Below are 22,435 nucleotides of genomic sequence, written 5' to 3' on the forward strand. Positions count from 1 at the left end.
TAGCCTTAGCAACTCCAGCAGACGCTGAACCGAGTTCTATTGGATGGCGATTAATTTTCGCGTTGTTTTTGGTTTTTTTAAATGGATTTTTTGTTGCTGCAGAGTTCGCAATTGTAAAGGTTCGAGCCTCTCAAATAGAAATAAAGGCAAAAACTGGAAGCAGGGTTGGCAAAATGGCCAAAAATATTTTGCATCACTTAGATGGTTATCTGGCGGCAACGCAATTGGGTATAACCTTAGCATCACTAGGTTTGGGTGTGGTTGGAGAAAAAGTAATGCATGAAATTATTCATGATTCTTTAGCTAATTTTGGCGTTGGAGAAGCTTTAATTACAACTATCTCAACAGCAATTGCATTTTCTGTAATTACAATTATGCACATTGTTTTCGGTGAGCTAGCTCCAAAGTCATTAGCAATTCAACGCCCTGTAGCTACTACGTTATTTGTAGCCATTCCACTGCAGTTGTTTTACATTATTTTTAGACCATTTATTTGGGCTTTAAACGGTTTGGCAACAATTATTTTAAAACCTTTCGGGATAAATGCAGCAGCTGGTCATGAATCTTTGCATAGTAACGAAGAGCTTCAATATCTGTTAGATCAGGGTAAAGAAAGTGGTGCTTTAGAAGATAACGAACATGAGTTAATTAAAAACGTGTTCGATTTTAATGAGCGTGTGGTTAAAAATATTATGGTGCCACGTACAAAAATTTCGGGAATTGAACTTGATACACCAAAGGATGAGGTAATCAACAAAATTATCTCTGAAGGTTATTCTCGTATGCCGGTTTTTGATGACGTGATTGATAAAATCATCGGAGTAGTTCATGCTAAAGATGTTTTACCTTTGTTAGCTGATAAAAAAGAATGGACATTGAATGATATTATTCGTAAGCCTTATTTTGTACCAGAGACTAAAAAAATAAATGATTTATTAAGTGAGCTACAGCAAAAGCGAATTCAAATTGCTATTGTGATTGATGAGTTTGGCGGTACTGCTGGTATGGTTACATTAGAAGATATTGTAGAAGAAATTGTAGGTGAAATTCAGGATGAATATGATGAGGAAAAACCTACTGTTGAAAAAATTTCTGATACTGAATTTGTGATTAATGCATATGCTACGGTATATGATGTAAACGAGCATTTGCCACATGATTTGCCAGAAGATGAAGATTTTGATACCGTTGGCGGCTTAGTATCTCATGCCTTTGGAAAAATACCTGAGGTTGGTGATAGTGAAGAATGTTATGGCTATTTATTTACCATCTTAAAGAAAACTGAGCAAAACATCGAAACCATTAAATTAGAGTTAGTGATCAACGAAAGTGATATGGTTGATGTCCATTAATTCTTTTTCAAATGCATGTTTTTTATACTCCCGATATCTCATCAAACATTTACACATTAAATGAAGAGGAAAGTAAGCATTGCAGTAAAGTGCTTCGCTTAACTAAGGGAGATAAAGTCCATTTGATTGATGGTAGAGGCGGATTATACAAAGCAGAAATTATTGAAGCTGGCAAAAAACATGTTCAGCTTCAAGTTTTAGAAACTAAACTAGAATTTGGCAAACGTAATCATCATTTACACATCGCAATAGCTCCCACAAAAAATATTGATAGATTAGAGTGGTTTCTGGAGAAAGCTACTGAAATTGGTATCGATGAAATCACACCAATAGTTTGCGAAAGATCCGAGCGAAAAATAATAAAGGATGATCGATTAGAGAAAGTCATTACCTCTGCTGTAAAGCAATCTCTAACGGCTTATCATCCTAAACTAAATCAAGCTATTTCCTACCAAAATTTCATTAAACAAAACTTACAAGGCGATAAGCTGATTGCGCATTGCATGGATGGAGAAAAATCTTTTATCAGTAAGTATGTTACTCCTCAACAATCTTACATCATATTAATTGGCCCAGAGGGAGATTTTAGTCCCGAAGAACTTAACATCGCTTTGCATAATGGTTACAAACCCGTAACTTTAGGTAATACCAGGTTGAGAACCGAAACTGCAGCATTAGCAGGTTGTTTTGAGGTTAATTATATCAATAGATGAAGTTAATTTGCGATTTTAGATTTACGATTTTAGATTTAGGATTAAGCCTAAAGAGTTCATTCTTTCGGAGGTTTGCCGCATTCTTTAGTCTTTTTGCACTATTGTCTTTAGCAAGCTTTACAGCACCAACTTATAAAATGGGTAAACTAAAGTATAGTGGTGGGGGCGATTGGTATGGAAATAGAACTGCTTTGCCTAACCTTATCGACTTTTGTAACCAAAATTTAGCAACAAACTTTGCAGCTGATGAAACTATAGTTGAGGTAGGAAGTGCACAATTATTTTCATTTCCATTTGTATATATGACTGGACATGGTAACGTGGTTTTTAACGATCAAGAAGCTGCAAATTTGCGAAAATATTTAATCGGTGGTGGCTTTTTACATATTGACGATAATTATGGTTTAGATAAATTTATTAGACCACAAATGAAAAAGGTTTTTCCGGAGTTAAATTTTGTAGAATTGCCGGCTAATCATAAAATATACAATCAGAAGTTCAAGTTCCCTCAAGGTTTACCAAAAGTGCATGAGCATGATGGTAAAAGGCCGCAAGGTTTAGCACTTATTTATAAAGGTAGAGTTGTTTGCTACTACACTTATGAAAGCGATTTGGGCAATGGTTGGGAAGATTTTGGAACTTATCCTTCAGACAGTCAAGAAAGCAGGAATAAAGCGTTAAAAATGGGCGCTAATTTAGTTCAGTACGCTTTAACACAATAATATGTATCAAATTAAAGTAAATGATAAATTTGATTTTGAGATTAGCTCAGATCAAAAACCAAAGGTTAACGGTGAAGTTGTAGAATTGGATATTACTACCTTGGGCGTTAATAAAATGAATATCATACACCATAGCCAATCGCATAATGTTGAAGTTATAGAACTTAATCAGGTTGAAAAACTTGCCATAGTTAAAGTAAATGGTAATATTTATTCGCTAACAATCAAAGATCAGTTTGATCAGTTATTGGCTCAATTAGGAATGGATAACCTAGCAACGAATAAAGTGTTGCAAGTTAAAGCGCCAATGCCTGGTTTGGTCCTTAGCGTTTTGGTTGCCGAGGGTGTTGAAGTTAAAAAAGGAGATAGTTTACTTGTTTTAGAAGCCATGAAAATGGAAAACATGATTAAATCTCCATCTGATGGCACAGTAAAGAAAATAGAAATTAAACAAGGCGAAAAGGTTGAAAAGAATCAAGTGCTAATAAGTTTTGGATAAATAAAAAAGGAGGCAATTGCCTCCTTTTTTATTTTCCTAATATTTTATATTACTTCATTTTAAACTGCGGCTTTCCTGCAGATCTAATTTCTGAAGAACCAAGCATAGTCATTGCACATCTAAAGCCAATATCTGCTGTAGATTCATCTTCTTGTATATGTCTTCTAGTAGCTGGATTTAACCATTGAGCCTGATCATCCCAAGAACCACCTTTATAAACTCTAGATTTATCATTAACTAAAGTTGTAACGCCGTATAAACTTGTTTGCTCGTCACGGTATCCACGCTGATCTGGATTATAAGGTACAGCACTGTTTCCAGCTGCTTTGTAGGCTTGTAGTTCTTCCCAAGTTTGTTTTTTACCAGAGTTTGCTTTAATCATTTCTGGTTTGCCGAATTTATCTTTTTTCAATTGTCCAGTAGCAGGGTCTCTATCTTTATTTTGGTATTGGTTACCCCTAAACGGATTTAAGGCATCAGCTTGTTCATAAGTAGCAGCACGATATACATCTGCAGTCCACTCGTTTACGTTACCAGCCATGTTATACAATCCAAAGTCGTTTGGTGCATAAGATTTAACATCTTGGGTAAACGCAGCTTTATCATTTAATGATCCACCAACACCCATATAGTCGCCTTTGGCTCTTTTAAAGTTAGCCAGAATTAAACCTCTAGTGCTTTTTTTAGCAGATGTAATGCCTAAGCCATTCCAAGGATATATTTTTTTATCGTTCACATTTTCATATTGGGTATTGCCAATTAAAGCCATTGCAGCATATTCCCATTCTGCTTCTGTAGGTAATCTAAAAGGTTGTAAAATTACGCCATCTTCTAAACGTACGTTTCTAGTTGGTCCAGTACCTCTTCTGCCCGTTGTTGTACCTGCCGCAGCAGCACCAGAAGCAGCAGGATTTAAATCTTGCATTGCTTTAGGGCCTTTGTCATCAATTTGACCATTTAAATATATTTCTGTGTTAAATGGTTGTGCTGGTCTACTCACAGGAGTTGCATTTGCTGCTGATCTTCTGCCAGATGCTACGCCATTAATGGCTGCAAAGCTATTCATATAGCCAGCATCTCTAAGCAATTTTTCGTTTACCATGTCTGTTCTCCAAGCACAATATCTTTCAGCTTGCAAAGCAGATACGCCTACAACAGGGTAATCTTTGTATGCCGGATGTCTTAAGTAGTTATTAACGTAAGGTTCGTTAAATGACAATGGTCTTCTCCAAACTAAAGTATCTGGCAATTCTTCATAATAATACTGAGCATCATTTGGATAATTGCGTTTAATCCAATTTAAATATTCTAACCAGTTTGTATTAGAAACCTCGGTTTCATCCATATAAAATGAACTAACTGTTACTTCTCTTTTGTAGTTAAGGTTGCTCATATCCTGTCCAGGTATATCAACAGCACTACCGCCCATAATAAATTGACCGCCTTCTATTTCTATTAGACCATATTCATTAGTTGCATTACTACGTTTGTACTTACTTGCTACTTCAAAGCCGCCATTTTCTCTTTTGTTGTAGGCATAACCTGTTTTAGTAGAAACATCGGTTTTGCTTTTTTTACATGCCGTAAAAGACGTTGCAGTAAATAGAGTTATAATAAAATATAAGTATGTTTTTTTCATAAAATGTGCCCTATAACACTTAAAAGTTAAAAATACGTAAAAAAAGGACTTTGAACCAAAAAAAATGATTTTAAATTTTTGTGCTTTAGATCAGTCTTTATTTAATTTCTAATACAAACGTAAAAAATGATTAGCATAAATTGATGAAACGAAGAGACCGCATTAATATTGTGGCTAAAAATAAATATAATTTTTAATCTGTTTTTAGTTGATATTAAATAGATTAAGTAAATTTTTGTAGCATGTTTAGAAATTATTAAAAATAAAATATAGCTAAAATGTGTGCTTTGAAAATAGCCAACACTATGCTAACTTGCATGCTTAATAATGTATCTTTAACTAATGATTGTGAAGTACTTTGGTGCAACGGTTTTTACTGTATTTACTTTTGCTGTATTAAGCAGTAAAAATTTGCAGGCTCAAGTGGTGCAACCTGGTACGCAAACAAATGGTAGTCAATCTAACAACGTTAGAACTGCGGTTCCGTTTTTATTAATTACTCCCGATGCAAGAAGCGGTAGTATGGGAGATGCTGGCGTAGCCGTACAACCAGACGCAAACGCAATGAGTATTAACCCTGCCAAGCTTGCCTTTTTAGAAATGCCTTACGGCTTTGCAGCATCATACAGCCCATGGTTAAAAAGCTTAGTGCCTGATATTAATTTAGCCTACTTAAGCGGATTTTATAAACTTAATGATCAAAGTAATTTAGGCGCTTCATTACGTTACTTTTCACTTGGGCAAATACAACTTACCGATATCAACAAAAATGATTTAGGAATTTACAGCCCTAATGAATTTGCTTTTGATTTAACTTATGCAAAGCGATTTGGTAATGAACTTTCGCTAGCAACAACAGGTAGGTTTATTTATAGTAATTTAACTGCTGGTCAGTTTTCTGCTGGGCAGCAAACTACTGCCGGTAAAGCATTCGCGGTAGATGTTTCGGCTTTTTATACTAAGCAAACAGTATTATTTAGCAAAGATGCGATACTTTCTGCAGGTGCAAATTTTTCTAACATCGGAACCAAAATTGGATACGTTGAAGGTGCCGTTAAACAATTTTTGCCTACAAACATGAAAATTGGGGCGGCGTCTACTTTTATTATAGATGATTATAATCAGTTTACTTTTGCCTTAGATTTTAATAAGTTAATGGTGCCAACACAGCCCATTAGAAGTGGAAATGGAGAAATAGTGTCAGGCAAAGATCCAGATCGATCAATTCCTTCGGGGATTTTAGGCTCTTTTAGCGATGCGCCAGGAGGTTTTAGTGAGGAGTTAAAAGAAGTAAGCATTGCAACCGGAGCTGAATACTGGTATAACCAACAGTTTGCCTTACGAGCAGGTTATTTTTACGAATCTCCGTTAAAAGGCGATAGAAGATACATGACTTTGGGAGCTGGCTTAAAGTATAATATTTTTAATATAGATTTTGCCTATTTATTGGCAAATCCACAAAAAAGTCCGTTAGCTAATACTTTAAGATTTAGCTTATTATTTAACTTTGGCAGTAATAACAACAATTAATGAAAATTAAAGTAGGTTTTGGTTTTGATGTTCACCAATTAAAAGACAATCATCCGTTTTATGTTGGTGGTGTAAATTTGCAACACCACAAAGGAGCTTTTGGGCATTCGGATGCTGATGTTTTATTACATGCCATATGCGATGCACTTTTAGGCGCAGCAAATTTACGAGATATCGGTTTTCATTTTAAAAATACCGATCCGCAGTGGAAAGGCATAAGCAGTATTATTTTATTACAGGAAACCGTAAAACTGGTTAAACAAAAAGGTTTTGAGGTGGGTAATATCGATGCAATGTTATGTTTAGAAGCGCCAAAAATTAATCCGCATATACCACAAATGCAAAAAAATATTGCTGCAGCAATTGGTATTGATGTTGATGATATTTCTATAAAAGCAACAACCAATGAAACAATGGGGTTTATTGGTAGGCAAGAAGGCGTAGTTGCTTACGCGGTTTGTTTAATACAAAAATAATAGTTGTTCAGCTTTCGGTTTTATTAAAATTAGAAAAGCAATTCCGGTAGTTCTTCGGTTGCTTGCAGTCCCGTTTTTCGTTACAATCTTTTTTGTGGTTTATTAAAGTTATCCGATGAATGTTGTACTGGTGGCTATATTGATCGGATGACGGGTGTGGCTAATAAAAAAGTATTTACACTACAACCGGGTTTAAAAAACAAATAATTCTACAACTATTTAAGTTGGCACCTAGCAACCTCAAATAGAATTACTGGATAATTTTTTATAAACGGGATGGAAACGAAAATCCTTTTACCAAGTCTCCGCCGCGGCGGTGATTTAGGGGTAAAAGATTGTAGTGTACAGCCCGGCCACCATTGCCAAATGCTACCAATTTGCTTTTCAAAAAACAAGCCGACTACAATTACTATAGCCGACTTGCACAAAAAATGGATGATTTCTGTTATTCTAAATAGCCAAATTTGCCTTCGTTGTAATCTGCCAAGGCTTGTTGTATTTCTTGTTGTGTATTCATTAAAAACGGGCCGTAAGAAACAATCGGTTCATTTATTGGTTCGCCACTTAAAATAAGGATCACGCAATCTTCCAGCGCTTCAATTTCAATTTTTTCACCTTCATTTTTAAAGTGAATAAATTGATTGGTTTTAGCTATTTCATCATCGTTAACTTTAATGCTTCCTTCAATAATTACAAAACCTGTATTGTAAGTTTCTGGAAAGCTGAACTGAGCTTTGCCAGCTTTGTTAAGACGAACATTGTACATTTCTATTGGTGTAAAGGTAGAAACGCTACCTGTTGAGCCTTGAAAATTACCAGCTATAACTTCTATCACTCCGCCATTATTGGGTAAATTAACTTTTTGAATATCTTCATGTTTTACGCCTTGGTATTTTGGGATACTCATTTTGTCTTTAGCCGGAAGATTGATCCAAAGTTGTACCATTTGAAACAATCCACCTTTTTTGCTAAAGTTTTCTTCGTGATATTCTTTATGTAAAATTCCTCTTGCTGCAGTCATCCATTGTACATCGCCAGGAAAAATAATGCCACTGTTGCCAGCACTATCGTGATGAGCAACCGCACCGTGATAAGCAATTGTTACGGTTTCAAAGCCACGATGTGGGTGAACGCCTACGCCACGAGGTTCATTCCGGGCTGAAAACTCAATTTTTGCATTGTAATCAAGCATATAAAATGGGCTCATGTTTAACTTATTGCCACTCGGAAAAAAGTTGTGAACTCTAAATCCATCGCCAACCATGTGTGGTGCTGGTGGATTTAATATTGCTGATACTTGTTTAGTTTGCATAGATATGAGATTTGAGAACTGTATAGGAACTGAAAGCAAAAACTGATGATCGAAAACTGATTAAGCTTGTTTAATGAATTGCAATTCGCCTAAAATTTTAACTTCTTCGCTAACCATTACACCACCAGTTTCTAAAGCTGCATTCCAAGTTAATCCAAAATCTGTACGGTTAATTTTGCCGCTTAAAGTAAAACCAGCTTTAGTTTGTCCCCAAGGATCTGTAGCAATACCACCAAACTCTGCAGTTAATTTAACTTGTTTAGTTACGCCTTTTATTGTTAAATCGCCAATAACAGCATAATCATCGCCATCTTTTTCTACCGATGTTGATTTAAATTCGATGTGAGCAAATTTTTCTGCATCAAAAAAATCAGCTGCTTTTAAGTGGTTATCACGATCTGTATTACCTGTATCTATTGAAGAAATCTCACCTTTAAATGAAATATCTGCATCAGCAAATTCATCACCTTCTGAAGTTAACTCTGCAGAAAATGATTTTAAGCTACCAGTAACAGTAGTAATCATTAAGTGTTTTACTTTAAACTGCAATTCGCTGTGTGTTGGGTCTAAAGCCCATTTAGTAGTTGCCATAGTATTTTAATTTTTGTGATTGTTTAAATTTTATAACACAAAGGTATGGTCAGCTACTTGTTTAAACATTGATGTATGTTAAGAAAAAATGATTGATGGATTGAATGATTTAGGCATAGAATAAGCATTCAATAAATCAAAATTCTCATATTTAGAATTAAAACTTACCTAAAATGTTTCTTCGCCAAATCTTTTCTAACTCTGCTTAACGATTCTGGCGTAACCCCTAAATAAGAGGCAATCATCCATTGTGGTACACGCAAAGTTAAGTTTGGATATAATTTAATAAAATCTAAATATCTTTCTTCGGCAGTGGCCGATAAAAGCATATTTAAACGTTTTTGCATAAAGCGAATAGAGTTATGCAACATTAAAATATTAAGTTCTAAAATTTCGGGAACGATGTTTTTAATAGCTGGGAAGAAGTCTTTTTTTACGACAACGACTTCGCTATCTTCAATTGCATCTATATAAAATACAGCCGGCTCATTAAATACAGAGGTGTCACGATCTGATAACATCCAATCTTCTGGAGCAAATTGAATGATGTGTTCCTTGCCTTTTTCGTCGATAGAAAAATATCTTAATAAGCCACTGTTTACAAAATAGGCTTCAGATTTTAAATCGCCAGCACTTAATAAAACTTGTCCTTTTTTAACAGTTTTTGTTTTCAAACAGCTTACCGCTTCAGCAGCTTGTTCTTCTGTAATCGCTAATCTTTTATTAAGGTAGGCGGCAAATTTATCAAGCATTGGAGCTTATTTTTTCAGATTAGGGATGTTATCAAAATTTGCAGCACATTTGCCACAGCCTGTTCCACATCCATCATTTTTTGGCGAAACCGATCTATAAATCAATCTGCCAACATAAAATAATGCGGCGATAAAAATGATAATCATTAAAATGAATTGGATATCCATATTGCAAAATTACGATTTATAGTATATTAGGGTTCAGATTAGTGTAAAAATTTGTCGATTTCGATTTAAGACGTCACCCTGAATTTATTTCAGGGTCTGCCTAATATTAATTAATCAATCTCATAAAATAAATCATCCCAATTAGGATTAAAGCTATTGATCAAGTTAATTTTCCATTCCCTTCTCCAATTTTTTAATCTTTTTTCTTCTGCAATAGCTTCTTCTATATTCATAAATTGATTAAAATAAACTAATTTAAATAGGTTGTATTCGCTGAAAATGATTTAATACAGAATTTCTCTCGATGTTCTTTTGCTCTGAAGAATAACTCAGACGTTACACCAATGTACAAAACAGTGTTTTCAAAATTTGTTAAGATATAAATACATCCACCTCTTTCCATTTTTTTAGCTGATGCTGAAATAAATTCAGCATGACGACCTCTTAATTATTTCATTAACCCAACAGTTCCTCCAACCCAATCAAAATCTGCATTATAACGCACACCTATCATTTTTCCTCTACTTAATCTGCCTAAATTGATGCAAAGCTGGGGCTCGCCACCTTCAGGCCATAAATACATCATTCTTATTTCTGCTTTTACGCCAGCATCTGGAGCTTCAATAACAGGCTCATAAGTAACTTTTCGTTGTAAAATCCAATTTTCGGGATCTTTAATTGAATTGATATCTTCCTCGGTAACATCAATGATTACACCCATGCCAGCAAAGCTGAAAAGCGGTTTGAGCACATAATTCTCTAAATCTGTAGGGATACTTTCAATTGTATTTAAAAAACGAGTTTCAGGGACAAATTCACTATCTAAAAACGGCATCGTATATTTACTGATACGGTAAAACCAGTTTGGATGGGTAATCCACTCTATATCTAATTCCTCTCTAGGATCAAAACTGTTTTTAAAGATCTCCCTATTTTCGCCAATTTCATCAAAAATCAATCGGTTATAAACACGTTTTAGCTTTATCTTTTCACCATTTTCATTATAAAACAATGATTTGCCTTCTTTAAAGATATCTTCTAATGCTAAAATTTTAATGCCTAAATGTTTCGCTGTTACAAAAAAGTCGATAGCTGTTTTTTGGTTTGGCGCATCAACATCCATTAAGGCAACTTCATGTGGCTGATGATTTCCAACAATTACATTCTTTAATAATTCAAAGTAGCTTTTCTCGTCCAAATCATTAAAAAATGGAGTTAGGTTATCTTCTAAATTATATATTTTTTTAAAACTATCAGCTAAATGAGCCTGAAATCCGTACAGAGATGGAAAACCTTGCATCTCAATAAGCATCGGCACTACTTCGCCAATATCATTTTTACACAAACCATAATCAAAGGTTAAGAAATGAGGATGATCTGTTTCATTAGGAACATTCCATTGTGGCGGAATGGCAGCTTGAGTTAGTGACTTAAAATTATCTTGTTTAATTAAAGCTATAATTTGTTCGCCTGCTGCAATCAGTTTTGATTTTAAATCATCAGTTATAAAGATGGGAGTTTCTGCAACTCTAAATGGTATTTCAGGAAACCCTGCCTGCAGTTCCTGTAAAAAATGCTGGTATTTTTCTTCAGAAAAGTGATTATTAAAAGCTTTGCGGTATTTTTCAATCATGGTAGATGAATTATAATTTTAACACATACGTACATAGTTCACATATAAAATCAACCTATGAGCCTATGTGGTATTAATAACTATAGGTTATGCTTTTTGCAAAGCGCTAATAGCTTCAGTCAAAAAATTAGGTAAAATCACACTTTGTGTTAACGTGATACGATTTTGGTCTTCTAAACTATCCAGCATGTCGAAATATTTCTCTTCACCATGGTTTTTAATAATAGCCGATTTTTTATCTTCTTGCAACAAATACATTTTCATTCCAATAGGATCTGCTTCTGGATGAAATTGAGTGCCAATAATTTGATCAGAAAAACGGATTGCCATTAAACAACGCTCTAAAGCAACATGTGGGCGCTCTTTTTCGATAGCCAAAATTTTTGCGCCTTTCGCTTCAAAATCATCTTCATTAGGCTGTATCACTTGCCAATCTCTACTATCTACCGAAAAGAAGGGGTTTGGTAACCCATTAAACACAGTTTCCACTTCTCCGTTATCAGTTAAACTTATAGGGAAAATACCAAAAGCGTTAGATTTTCGCTGAGTTACGGTTCCTAATCCAAATTTGCGGCATGCCAATTGAAACGAGTGACAGATTAAAAATGCATGTTTCTTTTGCACGTTTGTAGCGTTAAATTCTTCAATTTCATCTAACAGGAAAAAAAAATCATCCTCCCATTTATGCCCTTCGCCATCAAACGGACTACCTGGCCCTCCGCTAGAAATAAAAATATCGTAACTTAAATCTGGTATTTCTCCTTTTTGTCGTAAATCAAATAAATCAAAAGTTAGGTTTGGCGCAATGTTCGCTTTATAATTATTTAAAAGCTCTTGAATTCCCCTCATTCCTTGATTAGGGAAGCCATTATTCATGTCGATAACGGCTACCTTAATTTGTTTTCCTTCGCTCATTTATCCTGCCCCAATTAATGTTTGTGTGGTAATGTAATCTACTACAGACTCAAAACTTCCAGTTTTTTCGTAAACTGCCAATTGTCTATCGGCTCCGGTTCCATTTGCTAAAATTTGATGTACATAGTTGATTTCATTTCTGCTGCCTAAGTCATCGACAACATCATCTATAAAATCCAACAACTCGAGTATCAAATTTCTACAGTTTACTTCCATTTCCTTTCCAAAATCAATCAAATTTCCATCAATTCCGTAACGAGCAGCACGCCATTTATTCTCATTAATTAATGCTCTAGAATAACTGATAAACTCCATGTTTTGCAAACGAAGTTTGTATAATTTAGCACATAATGCTTGGAACAAAGCTGTAAATGCCATCGTTTCATCTATTAGCATTGGGCAATCGCAAATGCGAAACTCTACCGTATCAAAAAACGGATGTACACGAATATCCCACCAAATCTTTTTGGCATTATCCATGCAGTTTGTTTTAATCAATAGTTTAACGTAGTTATCGTAATCTTCAATGCTATTAAAAATATCAGGGATACCAGTACGCGGAAACTTATCAAAAACCTTAGTTCTAAAAGATTTGTAACCAGTGTTTCTACTTTCCCAAAAAGGAGAGTTGGTAGAAAGCGCAAAAACGTGTGGTAGAAAATACCTAACTTGGTTTGCAATGTGTATAGCCAATTCTCTAGATTGGAAACCGACATGAACATGAAGGCCAAAAATTAAGTTAGATCTTGCAGCCTCCTGTAATTCATTAACAATTTCGTTATAACGCGGATGTTCAGTTATCAATTGTTTTTCCCAATGGGAGAAAGGGTGTGTACCGGCAGCGCCGATTCGTAAACCCTGTTCTCCAGCTAACTGAGAAACTGTGTATCGCAGTTGCGAAATTTCTTTCCTGGCTTGGTCGGTGTTATGGCAAATGCCTGTACCAACTTCAACCACTGCTTGGTGCATTTCAGCTTTTACTTGATCCTTATGGATTTTTTGAGCAGATTCTACAATTTTTTGATCGTGCGAGGTTAGTTCTCTGGTAACGGGATCAACTACCATGTACTCTTCCTCAATGCCGAGCGTAAATTCATTCATCATTTTATTCCCAATTTAGATTATCCCAATTATTTTTTCGGAGCGGCTTTTTTAGTTGCAGCAGCTTTTGCTTTTGCAGGAGCTTTGGTTTTGGTTGCAGCATCAGCCTTAGGTGCCGATTTAGGTTTAACTTCTTTAATGGCAGTACTAGCTTTTACACCTTTTGGCAAGTTTTCGCTGATTAAAGCTGTACCATTAGCGCCAGCTTTAACAAATTTACCCCAAGTTAAATTATCCTGACCATCTTTTTGAGCTTTAGCTCTTTCAATTGCGTAATTTGCAGTAGTTTCTACAACCCAATCAAAGTTTTCTTGCCCAACGCTTTTAATATCCGCATCTGGAGCTGGGTTACAGAAATCGATAGCAATAGGCACACCATCACGAACTGCAAATTCTACTGTGTTAAAATCATAACCTAAATAGCTGCAAAGTTTAATCGTATAATCTTCTATTGTTTTTAACAATGCTGCGCTGGATGGTTCTTTGCCAACTTCATAACGTAAATGATGCGGATTGCGTGGCTCATATTGCATAATGCGAACATGTTTGCCACCAATGCAATAACATCTAAAATATTCTTCGAAAATAATTTCCTCTTGTAGAAGCATTACCAATTGCTCAGTGCCATTGTGCTTGTTAAAGAAATCTTCTTTATCGTGTAGCTTATAAACATCTTTCCATCCGCCACCATCAAAAGGTTTCATGTAAGCCGGAAAGCCAGTATATTCAAAAATTGCATCCCAATCTAAAGGCATCGCCAAGTTAGAAAACGATTCTCCTGTTGTACCTGTTGGATGCTGACGGGATGGTATTAAAGCCGTTTTAGGAACCGGCACACCAATTTGTTCTGCCAATGCATTATTAAAGAATTTCTCATCAGCACTCCACCAAAATGGATTATTGATAACAGCCGTACCTGTGATAGCAGCATTTTTTAATGATGCACGATAAAATGGAACATCTTGAGAAATACGATCTATAATTACCGAATAACCTAAAGGCGCATTTTGAAACATTTTATCGATTTTTACTGCTTCAGCAGTGATATCTTTTTCACCTTTTTCGTTAATTCTCTTAATTACTGCTTCTGGAAACGAGCGCTCTTGCCCATATAAAATTCCTATTTTCTTCATAAGTATTGATGTATATTAATGTTGTAATTAAATGTTGTATTTGCACTTGAAGTTTAACATTGCTGCTTTTAAGCCTATTTTACAATTGCGATAAGTATTCTGGTAGCATAGTTCGCCAAATTGGCCAATCATGGTCTGCATTTTGTCTAATATCTAGCCAATGGTTAATCCCTTTTCTATTTAGAATTTCTGATAAACGCTCGTTATCGCCTTTGCACATATCTCTGTCAGTTGTACCTAAAACAATTTTCATCTGCCAAAGTTCTTGGTTCATGTCATTTGGCACAAAATCTACAGGGTTGTTAAAATAAGCTTCGTCGTTGTAAAAGCCATCTAACTGGCTCGAAATATCAAAAGCGCCGCTCATGCTAAATAAATGACTTACCGTCCATGGGTGGCGAAAGGCAAAGTTTGCAGCATGGTAACCACCAAAACTACAACCAGCCGTAATAACTTTATGATGCCCGGTTTCATGTTTGGCTAACGGAACAAGTTCTTCCAATAAAAATTTATCATACCAAACATGATTTTTTACTCGGTCTGCCGGATGAACTCCTTTGTTATACCAACTTAATTTATCAATTCCGTCTGGACAGTATACTTTTACTTTGCCGTCATTGATAAATCCCGATATCGCCTCTATTAACTTAAAGTCTTTATTTTCATAATAACTTCCCATGCTGGTCGGGAAAAGGATAATTGGATATCCACTATGCCCAAAAATTAGGGTTTTAATATCCATATTTAGGTTTGGGCTATACCATTCTTTTAATTCTTCTTTCACGGGCTTAATAATTAGATGCTTTAAGGTATAAAAATCTAAATCAAACACAAAGAAATAATGATATTTATTTGCTTTAAATCTGTGGTTTATGTAAAAAATGAAGCTTCTTGACTAATCTTTTTAACAAGATTTATACCTTTGTTGCAGATTTGTGAGAAAGCTTATGTACAACACTTTAACATTACCTGCCGTTATTAAAACCATCCGCCATATTAAATCTGCCCATTTAAAACGAGACGTAGAAATAGAAATTTTTACTCCTGAACACTTATTGGGTAATGAGCAAGTTAACCTTTTGTTATTAAATGATGGGCAAGACTTGGCTCAAATGGATCTTGAAGAGATGATGGCAACCTTATATGCAAAATGGACAATTGAGCCAACTGTTGTAATTGGCATAAAGGCCAGCAGTGAACGCATTTTAGAATATGGTATTTCCGGAAAACCAGATTTTAAAAAACGTGGATCAAAGGCTGCTGCATATACCGATTTTGTGATCAAAGAATTAATACCTTATGTGCAAAGCGAAGTTGATGTTGTAATAAATGGCAAACGTGCATTTGCTGGTTTTTCTTTAGGAGGTATCACTGCTTTTGATATAGCTTGGAACCATGATAACTATTTTGATGCCGTTGGAGTTTTTTCTGGTTCTTTCTGGTGGAGAAAAAAAGATTTAAGTGCAGGCTATACTGATGATGACCGCATTGTACATCAAATGATCAAAGATACACCTCAAAAACCATCCCTTAAATTTTGGTTAATGACTGGTACTAATGATGAAACTGCAGACCGGAATCATAATTTTATTATCGATTCTATTGATGATACCATTGATGTTGTTAAAGAATTGATGAAAAAAGGGTTCCAAAGACCAAATGATATTTTTTACTATGAAATGGTTGGAGGTAAACACGACGTGCCAACTTGGGCTAAAGCAATGCCTAAATTTTTAGAATGGGCCTTCCCAAAAACTAAATCCAATATTATACTTTAATTTTTTAAGCAGCTGATTATTAGCTTATTTTATTAATTTGGTTTATTAAAAAAATAGGCCGATGAAAATATTAATGGCATTATCATTTGTTATTCTTACTAGCTTTGCTGTAAATGCCCAAGAAAAATCTAAAGATCAAAAAGAAATAGAGCAAACTATTCTAAGCTTTTTCGATGCAATATCAGCTTTAGATTTCGAAAAAATGAAGTCTCATACAAAGGCTATCAAATTTGTTGAGTATGGAGAAGTTTGGGATTTAGACATTTTAATTGATCAATTAAAACCAAATGTTGGTAAAGCTGTTAAAAGAACAAATATTCTAAAGTTTCTTAAAATTGAAGTTTACCAGAATGCTGCATATGTAATCTATAACAATAAAGCAGATTTTGTTGAAAACAATGGCAGAAAAAAACGTGTAAAATGGATAGAAAGTGTAGTGATGACCAAAGATCAAGGTAAATGGAAAATGACACTTTTACACTCCACAGAATTGCCAGACAAAAAATAATGATAGTTCCTTAAACTTGCTACAATACATATGGATAAATTGAGAGAAAAAGTTAAGGAAATAATTTTTGGTCACGATACCAAGGCAGGAAAACTTTTTGATGTTATTTTACTTTGGGTTATTCTAATAAGTGTACTCATTGTTATATTAGAAAGCATTCCTTCGCTTCATATTAACTATTACAGGTATTTCTATTATATTGAATGGCTTATTACAATTGTTTTCACCTTAGAATATGTTGTTAGAATTTGGAGTACTAAAACACCACTAAGGTATATTTTTAGTTTTTGGGGGATAATTGATTTGCTTTCTATATTACCCACTTATTTAGAGCTCTTTAACTTTGGTTTCCATTATTTATTAGCGATTAGAATTTTTAGATTGCTACGCGTATTTAGAATTTTGAAGCTAGTTAGATTTAACCAAGAAGCGCAAAAACTATTACTAGCTCTTAGAGCTAGCGGCCACAAAATTGGGGTATTTCTGATGGCGGTAATTTCTATAATGGTACTTCTAGGTACGTTAATGTATGTTATAGAGGGTGGCGAAAATGGTTTTACAAGCATTCCGCAAAGTATTTATTGGGCTATTGTTACAGTTACTACCGTAGGTTTTGGAGATATAGTGCCGCAAACAGTTTTGGGTAAAATCCTTTCATCTATTGCCATGATTATGGGTTATGCCATTATCGCTGTGCCAACAGGCATAATAACTGTAGAGTTAGCAAGTAAAAAATCTGAAGATAAAGTTTGTGAAGATTGTAAACACGATAATCCAGATAATGCGAACTATTGCAACCAATGTGGCTTAAAGTTTTAAGCTATCAATTATAATGATGCAGCGATTGAAAATAATGATTTTCTCTAGCTTCTTATTAGCTGTAACTTCACGGCATGATTAAAGGATTATTTGAAACTCATCTTTTTGTAGAAAATTTGGAACGCTCAATAGATTTCTACAAAAATGTATTAGGATTAACGGAATGCAATTACCAAGATGATAGGAGAGTTGCCTTTTTCTGGATTGGCCAACCTAAATGTGCAATGCTTGGTTTATGGGAGAAGCCAAAAGAACAAATAGATATTAGGCATTTTGCTTTTAAGTGTGATGTTGATGATGTACTAAACAAATCTGTAGCTTTTTTAAAAGCTAAAAACATAAAACCCTATAACTTTTTAAAAGATGGTAAAGAAAAACCAATGGTTTTTGCTTGGATGCCTGCTATAGCCGTCTATTTTAAAGATCCAGATGGCCATGATTTAGAATTTATAGCCATGTTAGAAGGTGAAGGAAAACCTGAGCTTGGTGTTGTGAGTTACGAAGAATGGATAAAACTTAAATATTAATGGATTTGCATCTTATTTGATAAAATGATTTTTTTGAAGCCATTAGCTTAAAATGTTGTTTTTAGAATGTTTAGTTTTTCACCTTTTAAAGTTTCTATAACTAGGTCTTTATTTCCTGCTTGTTCTTGGCGCCAAATAATAAAGCTACATTCATCAGCAAATGAGGATGCGGTTTTACCATTTACTGCTTTAATTTCATCGCCAACCTTAAGTGATTTTGCAGTACTATTTTCGCTTAAATTTCTGCCTACAATTTGTAATTTGCCATCAATTAAGTAGTAATCGGCATCAAATCCTAAATCTGATTTGATAGGTTTATCTAATTTTTGTAACCAATATTTTTTATCGGTATTGTTAAGTATAATAGATGATAGATTGTCTTTAAAGAATTTTAGTCCAATTTTTTTGTCGACATTATCTTTTACATTAACCTTGATATTTTTAAATATAGCTTTTCCTAAAGCAACTGAGTCTGCAAAAAAAGTACTCACCTCTTTGCCAACAACCATGCTGCTTAAACCCATTGAGGTAGATTGAGATCGCAATACAAGAGATTGACTGTCCTTTTGCTTTTTTATTTTAGTAAAGTTTACTTCGTTTTCTGGAGCATCAAGTATTCCTGCAAAGCCAAAGTCTATTAAATATTTAACCATTTTACCGTTAACCTCTAAATCTGCAAAGTGTCTGTTATTTATAAATTGTACAGGCAAAGCAGTCATGTCAGCTGTAGGCATAAATGCCGTTTTAGATAGGTAAGCAATATTATTCTTGAAATCAAATTTCCAATTTAATTTGTTAATCACATCACCACCTAATAAATATAACTCGTTACAGCTAAGAAATGGCATATCGAAAATTACGCTCTCTATATTTTCAAAAGAAAAAGAACCAATAGAGATTTCGTTTATTTTACCTCTGCCCATTTTTTTGTTTTTATTGTTGCTATCGCGAACCGATTTATTTCCGGCATTGGTGATGTTATTGGCTGCAACTTGTTTGCTATTTAAAACACCAGCATAAGCACCAGTATCAAAAGCAAAGAGCGTTTCTTTGCCATTAATAGCTCCTTTGATTACCAATAGGCTAGATTTCATACTGAAACTTAGGGTGTCTATGCGGTTATCTTGAGCTAGGCATTTTGAATTAAAAATTAAAAATGATATTAACAGCGAAAGCAATATGTGGTTTTTCATAGCGAAATGGTATGTTTAGTAGATGCTTGTTTTAGATAAATAGTTGCACAACATAGTAAATAATCCAATTGCATAACTTAAATGTGAATATCTAAGTTAATTTATGATTTAGCAAAATTAATTGAGTTTTGTTCATCATACGGTTTTTAATTTATAGGTTTTTTGCAAATGCTGATGCGTTAGGGATTGAAGCGGCATCCCCCGATTTTTCATCGGGGATATAGCGTAAAGCCCGCCCGAACGCCCAAATTTAATTTACAACTTACAGTAAGCAGTTTCACTACGCATTTAGGTAAATCTAAAATCGTAAACTTAAAATCGTAAATCATTTGTACTTTTGCAGCCGAACATTAAAAATATAAAGATGAGTACTACAAGAGGACCGATATCGAAATTTATGGAGACTAACTATCTTCATTTTAATGCTGCCGCGATGATGGATGCAGCTAAAGGTTACGAAACCCACTTAGATGAAGGCGGAAAAATGATGATTACCCTTGCTGGCGCAATGAGTACTGCAGAGTTAGGTATCTCATTAGCAGAAATGATTAGACAAGATAAAGTTTCAATTATTTCTTGTACTGGTGCTAATTTAGAAGAGGATATCATGAATTTGGTAGCACATTCTCATTATAAACGTGTTCCTAACTATCGTGATTTAAGTCCGCAGGATGAATGGGATTTGTTAGAAAACCATTACAACCGTGTTACAGATACTTGCATACCAGAGGAGGAAGCTTTCCGTCGCTTGCAAAAACATATCCATAAAATTTGGAAAGATGCTGATACAGCTGGTGAAAGATATTTTCCGCATGAGTTTATGTACAAAATGCTTTTGAGCGGCGATTTGGAGCAGTATTACGAGATTGATCCAAAAAATTCGTGGATGTTGGCTGCGGCAGAAAAAAACTTGCCAATTGTTGTACCTGGATGGGAAGATAGTACAATGGGTAATATTTTTGCTTCTTATGTAATGAAAAGTGAATTAAAAGCAAGCACCATGAAAAGCGGTATTGAATACATGGGTTGGTTGGCTGATTGGTACATTGCAAATTCAGATGGTAAAGGAATAGGTTTCTTTCAGATAGGCGGTGGTATAGCTGGCGATTTTCCGATTTGTGTAGTACCAATGTTATATCAAGATATGGAAATGGAAAATATTCCTTTCTGGAGCTATTTTTGCCAAATCTCAGATTCAACAACATCTTATGGTTCTTATTCTGGCGCAGTGCCGAATGAAAAAATTACTTGGGGAAAATTAGATATACATACACCAAAATTCATTGTAGAGTCTGATGCAACTATTGTTTGCCCATTAATTTTTGCTTGGATATTGAAAATGTAATATAATCTGATATTGTATTAACTTTAATTTTTTAGGTTTTGTTATTGCTAAATAGTGCAATAAACAGCTGATTTATAGCAAATAGGTTGGTGTCAAATAAAGAAATTTGCTTATCAGATTAATTAATTAAAGGTTTGCATACTTGCAAATTAAGTTGCAAATAATTTTTAAAAAAATATGCTTCAAGAATCCTGATAATTACAAAATCGTTGATTTTTGGAGCATATAAGCAGAAAATGCAATTGTTTAGAATGATTATAAATTGTATTTCAATGTCAGTATTATGTCACTGGTAACTTAATAAATTTTACTTTTGTTCAAATCTTTTAGAGGCGGTTAACACCACATTCAATTAAAGGTTTAAATTTTTTTTCAAAAAACAGCATAAAATACTCATTATGAGGAATATCTCATTCATTTTTAAGAAAGTTTGGAAGTCGACATTCGTTTTGGCAGCTCTATCTTTTTTAATTTTAACTGGAGCGCAAGCACAAGATGACTTAGTAGAAGGTAAAACTTTGTTCAAATCTAAGTGTGCTTCTTGTCACGCACTTGATTACGACGGAACTGGTCCGGCATTAACAGCAGGTGTAAACAAGCACGATGACTCTTTTCTAATTCCTTGGATTAGAAACAACGCGGCTTTAATAGCTTCTGGTAATAAGGAGGCGATTGAGACGTCTAAATTGAAAACATCGGAAATGACTGCTTTTCCGACTTTAACCGATGAGCAAATTTTAAACATTGTTGCTTATGCTAAAGCTGGTGAACCTAAGTCAGATCCTGCTGTAGGCGGAGGTGCTGCTGCTGTAGATGAAGGTGCTTCTGGTCTTTCAATTGCAGGTGTTGTTGCAATCATCATTCTATCAATTATTGTATTGGTTGTATTAGGCCGTGCAGTAAAAATGTTAGAGCGCTTAATTTTAGAGAAACAAGGCATTACCGTAGCTGAAGAAGAAAACGTCTCATTAGTTGCTGGTGTACGTGGTTTATTCAAAAACAAAAAATTTGTTTTCTTTACTGTGTTATGTTTGGTAATGGTATTGGGTTCATTCGGTTGGATGGGCATGTGGGAAACTGGTGTTCATACAGGTTACCAGCCAGCTCAACCAATTAAATTCTCTCACGAGTTACACGCTGGTATCAATCAAATCGATTGTCAATATTGCCACACTAGTGCATTTAAATCTAAAAACTCAACTATTCCTTCTTTAAACGTTTGTATGAATTGTCATAAAAACGTACAAGCTAGAACAGAAGATGGTGCGGTTTCACCAGAAATTCAGAAAATTTATAATGCCTTGGGTTATGACGCAGATAGTCAGACTTATGATAAAACTAAAGAGAAACCAATTGAGTGGGTACGTGTACACAACTTGCCAGATTTTGCTTATTTCAATCACTCTCAACACGTAGTTGTAGGAGAAGAAGCAATTCGTAAAGAAAAAGGTTTAAAACCTACAGATCCAGTATGTTTTGCATGCCACGGTCCGGTTAATACAATGGAAGAAGTATATCAGTACTCTCCATTAACCATGAAATGGTGTATTGATTGTCACAGAAATGCAGATATCTCTAGTAAAAAAGATGATGCTTTCTATACTAATATCATCAAAGCACACGAGAAAATTAAAAAAGGCGAAAAAATCACTCCAGCATTATTAGGTGGTTTAGAGTGTGGTAAATGCCATTATTAATAAATAGAATTTATAAAGAACGTTCGATAAAC

25 protein-coding genes are annotated in these 22,435 nt (G+C 34.6%); 12 read left to right on the plus strand and 13 right to left on the minus strand.

Going from position 1 to position 22,435, the window contains the following annotated elements; translation table 11 throughout:
- Positions 1-38 precede the first annotated feature (38 nt).
- Genes AC07XU_RS06650 through AC07XU_RS06665 form a run of 4 tightly spaced genes read left to right on the plus strand, consistent with a single transcriptional unit; the run spans position 39 to position 3,286 of the window.
- Positions 39-1,352 (plus strand): hemolysin family protein, encoded by a 1,314-nt coding sequence (locus AC07XU_RS06650; RefSeq protein WP_494942999.1) that lies wholly within the window; start codon positions 39-41, stop codon positions 1,350-1,352.
- 11 nt (positions 1,353-1,363) lie between these two features.
- Positions 1,364-2,065 carry a 16S rRNA (uracil(1498)-N(3))-methyltransferase gene (locus AC07XU_RS06655; protein WP_494942836.1) on the plus strand — a complete coding sequence of 234 codons (702 nt, stop codon included), beginning with the start codon at positions 1,364-1,366 and terminating at the stop codon, positions 2,063-2,065.
- A complete protein-coding gene (locus tag AC07XU_RS06660) occupies positions 2,062-2,787 on the plus strand; it encodes a DUF4159 domain-containing protein (RefSeq protein WP_494942837.1) in 726 nt (241 codons plus the stop codon). Before AC07XU_RS06655 ends, AC07XU_RS06660 begins: the two co-directional genes overlap by 4 nt.
- Before the next feature lies 1 nt (position 2,788).
- Positions 2,789-3,286 carry a biotin/lipoyl-containing protein gene (locus AC07XU_RS06665; protein WP_494942838.1) on the plus strand — a complete coding sequence of 166 codons (498 nt, stop codon included), beginning with the start codon at positions 2,789-2,791 and terminating at the stop codon, positions 3,284-3,286.
- A 49-nt stretch (positions 3,287-3,335) separates the two neighbouring features.
- Here AC07XU_RS06665 and AC07XU_RS06670 read toward each other — a convergent pair whose 3' ends face one another.
- Entirely contained in the window at positions 3,336-4,925 is a 1,590-nt protein-coding gene (locus tag AC07XU_RS06670) for an SUMF1/EgtB/PvdO family nonheme iron enzyme (RefSeq protein WP_494942839.1), read from the minus strand.
- A 342-nt stretch (positions 4,926-5,267) separates the two neighbouring features.
- Between AC07XU_RS06670 and porV the strand changes: the two genes are divergently transcribed.
- The gene (gene porV / locus AC07XU_RS06675) at positions 5,268-6,455 is read left to right on the plus strand and encodes a type IX secretion system outer membrane channel protein PorV (protein WP_494942840.1); all 1,188 of its coding nucleotides are present in this window, start codon (positions 5,268-5,270) and stop codon (positions 6,453-6,455) included.
- Positions 6,455-6,931, plus strand: a complete 477-nt coding sequence (gene ispF, locus AC07XU_RS06680) for a 2-C-methyl-D-erythritol 2,4-cyclodiphosphate synthase (protein WP_494942841.1) — start codon at positions 6,455-6,457, stop codon at positions 6,929-6,931. Before porV ends, ispF begins: the two co-directional genes overlap by 1 nt.
- Positions 6,932-7,376: 445 nt before the next feature.
- On the opposite strand, the gene AC07XU_RS06685 is transcribed toward ispF, so the two are convergent.
- The 11 genes from AC07XU_RS06685 to AC07XU_RS06735 all read right to left on the minus strand — a co-directional run bounded on the left by AC07XU_RS06685 (position 7,377) and on the right by AC07XU_RS06735 (position 15,320).
- A complete protein-coding gene (locus AC07XU_RS06685) occupies positions 7,377-8,243 on the minus strand; it encodes a pirin family protein (protein WP_494942842.1) in 867 nt (288 codons plus the stop codon).
- Positions 8,244-8,303: 60 nt separating this feature from the next.
- Entirely contained in the window at positions 8,304-8,834 is a 531-nt protein-coding gene (locus AC07XU_RS06690) for a YceI family protein (protein WP_494942843.1), read from the minus strand.
- 164 nt (positions 8,835-8,998) lie between these two features.
- Entirely contained in the window at positions 8,999-9,586 is a 588-nt protein-coding gene (locus tag AC07XU_RS06695) for a Crp/Fnr family transcriptional regulator (RefSeq protein ID WP_494942844.1), read from the minus strand.
- Between the two features lie 6 nt (positions 9,587-9,592).
- Positions 9,593-9,754: a FeoB-associated Cys-rich membrane protein gene (locus AC07XU_RS06700; protein ID WP_494942845.1), complete on the minus strand. Its 162-nt coding sequence runs from the start codon at positions 9,752-9,754 to the stop codon at positions 9,593-9,595.
- Positions 9,755-9,864: 110 nt separating this feature from the next.
- On the minus strand, positions 9,865-9,987 hold the full coding sequence (locus AC07XU_RS06705) for a GIY-YIG nuclease family protein (protein WP_494942846.1): 123 nt from the start codon (positions 9,985-9,987) through the stop codon (positions 9,865-9,867).
- A gap of 17 nt (positions 9,988-10,004) precedes the next feature.
- Positions 10,005-10,157, minus strand: coding sequence for a GIY-YIG nuclease family protein (locus AC07XU_RS06710; protein ID WP_494942847.1), 153 nt, complete (start codon positions 10,155-10,157; stop codon positions 10,005-10,007).
- Between the two features lie 45 nt (positions 10,158-10,202).
- Positions 10,203-11,387: a hypothetical protein gene (locus tag AC07XU_RS06715; RefSeq protein WP_494942848.1), complete on the minus strand. Its 1,185-nt coding sequence runs from the start codon at positions 11,385-11,387 to the stop codon at positions 10,203-10,205.
- 87 nt (positions 11,388-11,474) lie between these two features.
- On the minus strand, positions 11,475-12,302 hold the full coding sequence (locus AC07XU_RS06720) for a type 1 glutamine amidotransferase (protein ID WP_494942849.1): 828 nt from the start codon (positions 12,300-12,302) through the stop codon (positions 11,475-11,477).
- The gene (locus AC07XU_RS06725) at positions 12,303-13,406 is read right to left on the minus strand and encodes a carboxylate-amine ligase (protein ID WP_494942850.1); all 1,104 of its coding nucleotides are present in this window, start codon (positions 13,404-13,406) and stop codon (positions 12,303-12,305) included.
- A 26-nt stretch (positions 13,407-13,432) separates the two neighbouring features.
- Positions 13,433-14,536 (minus strand): ATP-grasp domain-containing protein, encoded by a 1,104-nt coding sequence (locus AC07XU_RS06730; protein ID WP_494942851.1) that lies wholly within the window; start codon positions 14,534-14,536, stop codon positions 13,433-13,435.
- Positions 14,537-14,615: 79 nt separating this feature from the next.
- Positions 14,616-15,320 carry an esterase family protein gene (locus AC07XU_RS06735; protein ID WP_494942852.1) on the minus strand — a complete coding sequence of 235 codons (705 nt, stop codon included), beginning with the start codon at positions 15,318-15,320 and terminating at the stop codon, positions 14,616-14,618.
- A 163-nt stretch (positions 15,321-15,483) separates the two neighbouring features.
- Here AC07XU_RS06735 and AC07XU_RS06740 point away from each other — a divergent pair, with 163 nt between their 5' ends.
- From AC07XU_RS06740 to AC07XU_RS06755, 4 genes are all read left to right on the plus strand, one after another.
- Entirely contained in the window at positions 15,484-16,314 is an 831-nt protein-coding gene (locus AC07XU_RS06740; protein ID WP_494942853.1) for an alpha/beta hydrolase, read from the plus strand.
- 61 nt (positions 16,315-16,375) lie between these two features.
- Positions 16,376-16,822 (plus strand): DUF4440 domain-containing protein, encoded by a 447-nt coding sequence (locus tag AC07XU_RS06745; protein ID WP_494942854.1) that lies wholly within the window; start codon positions 16,376-16,378, stop codon positions 16,820-16,822.
- 30 nt (positions 16,823-16,852) lie between these two features.
- Positions 16,853-17,641, plus strand: a complete 789-nt coding sequence (locus AC07XU_RS06750) for an ion transporter (RefSeq protein ID WP_494942855.1) — start codon at positions 16,853-16,855, stop codon at positions 17,639-17,641.
- 74 nt (positions 17,642-17,715) lie between these two features.
- On the plus strand, positions 17,716-18,168 hold the full coding sequence (locus AC07XU_RS06755) for a VOC family protein (protein ID WP_494942856.1): 453 nt from the start codon (positions 17,716-17,718) through the stop codon (positions 18,166-18,168).
- A gap of 47 nt (positions 18,169-18,215) precedes the next feature.
- Here AC07XU_RS06755 and AC07XU_RS06760 read toward each other — a convergent pair whose 3' ends face one another.
- Positions 18,216-19,361, minus strand: coding sequence for a retropepsin-like aspartic protease (locus AC07XU_RS06760; RefSeq protein ID WP_494942857.1), 1,146 nt, complete (start codon positions 19,359-19,361; stop codon positions 18,216-18,218).
- A gap of 364 nt (positions 19,362-19,725) precedes the next feature.
- Between AC07XU_RS06760 and AC07XU_RS06765 the strand changes: the two genes are divergently transcribed.
- Both AC07XU_RS06765 and AC07XU_RS06770 read left to right on the plus strand, forming a co-directional pair.
- Entirely contained in the window at positions 19,726-20,706 is a 981-nt protein-coding gene (locus AC07XU_RS06765; RefSeq protein WP_494942858.1) for a deoxyhypusine synthase family protein, read from the plus strand.
- Between the two features lie 398 nt (positions 20,707-21,104).
- Positions 21,105-22,403 (plus strand): c-type cytochrome, encoded by a 1,299-nt coding sequence (locus tag AC07XU_RS06770; protein WP_494942859.1) that lies wholly within the window; start codon positions 21,105-21,107, stop codon positions 22,401-22,403.
- Positions 22,404-22,435: the final 32 nt, after the last annotated feature.

The organism is Pedobacter sp. GW456-11-11-14-TSB4 (assembly GCF_059424425.1).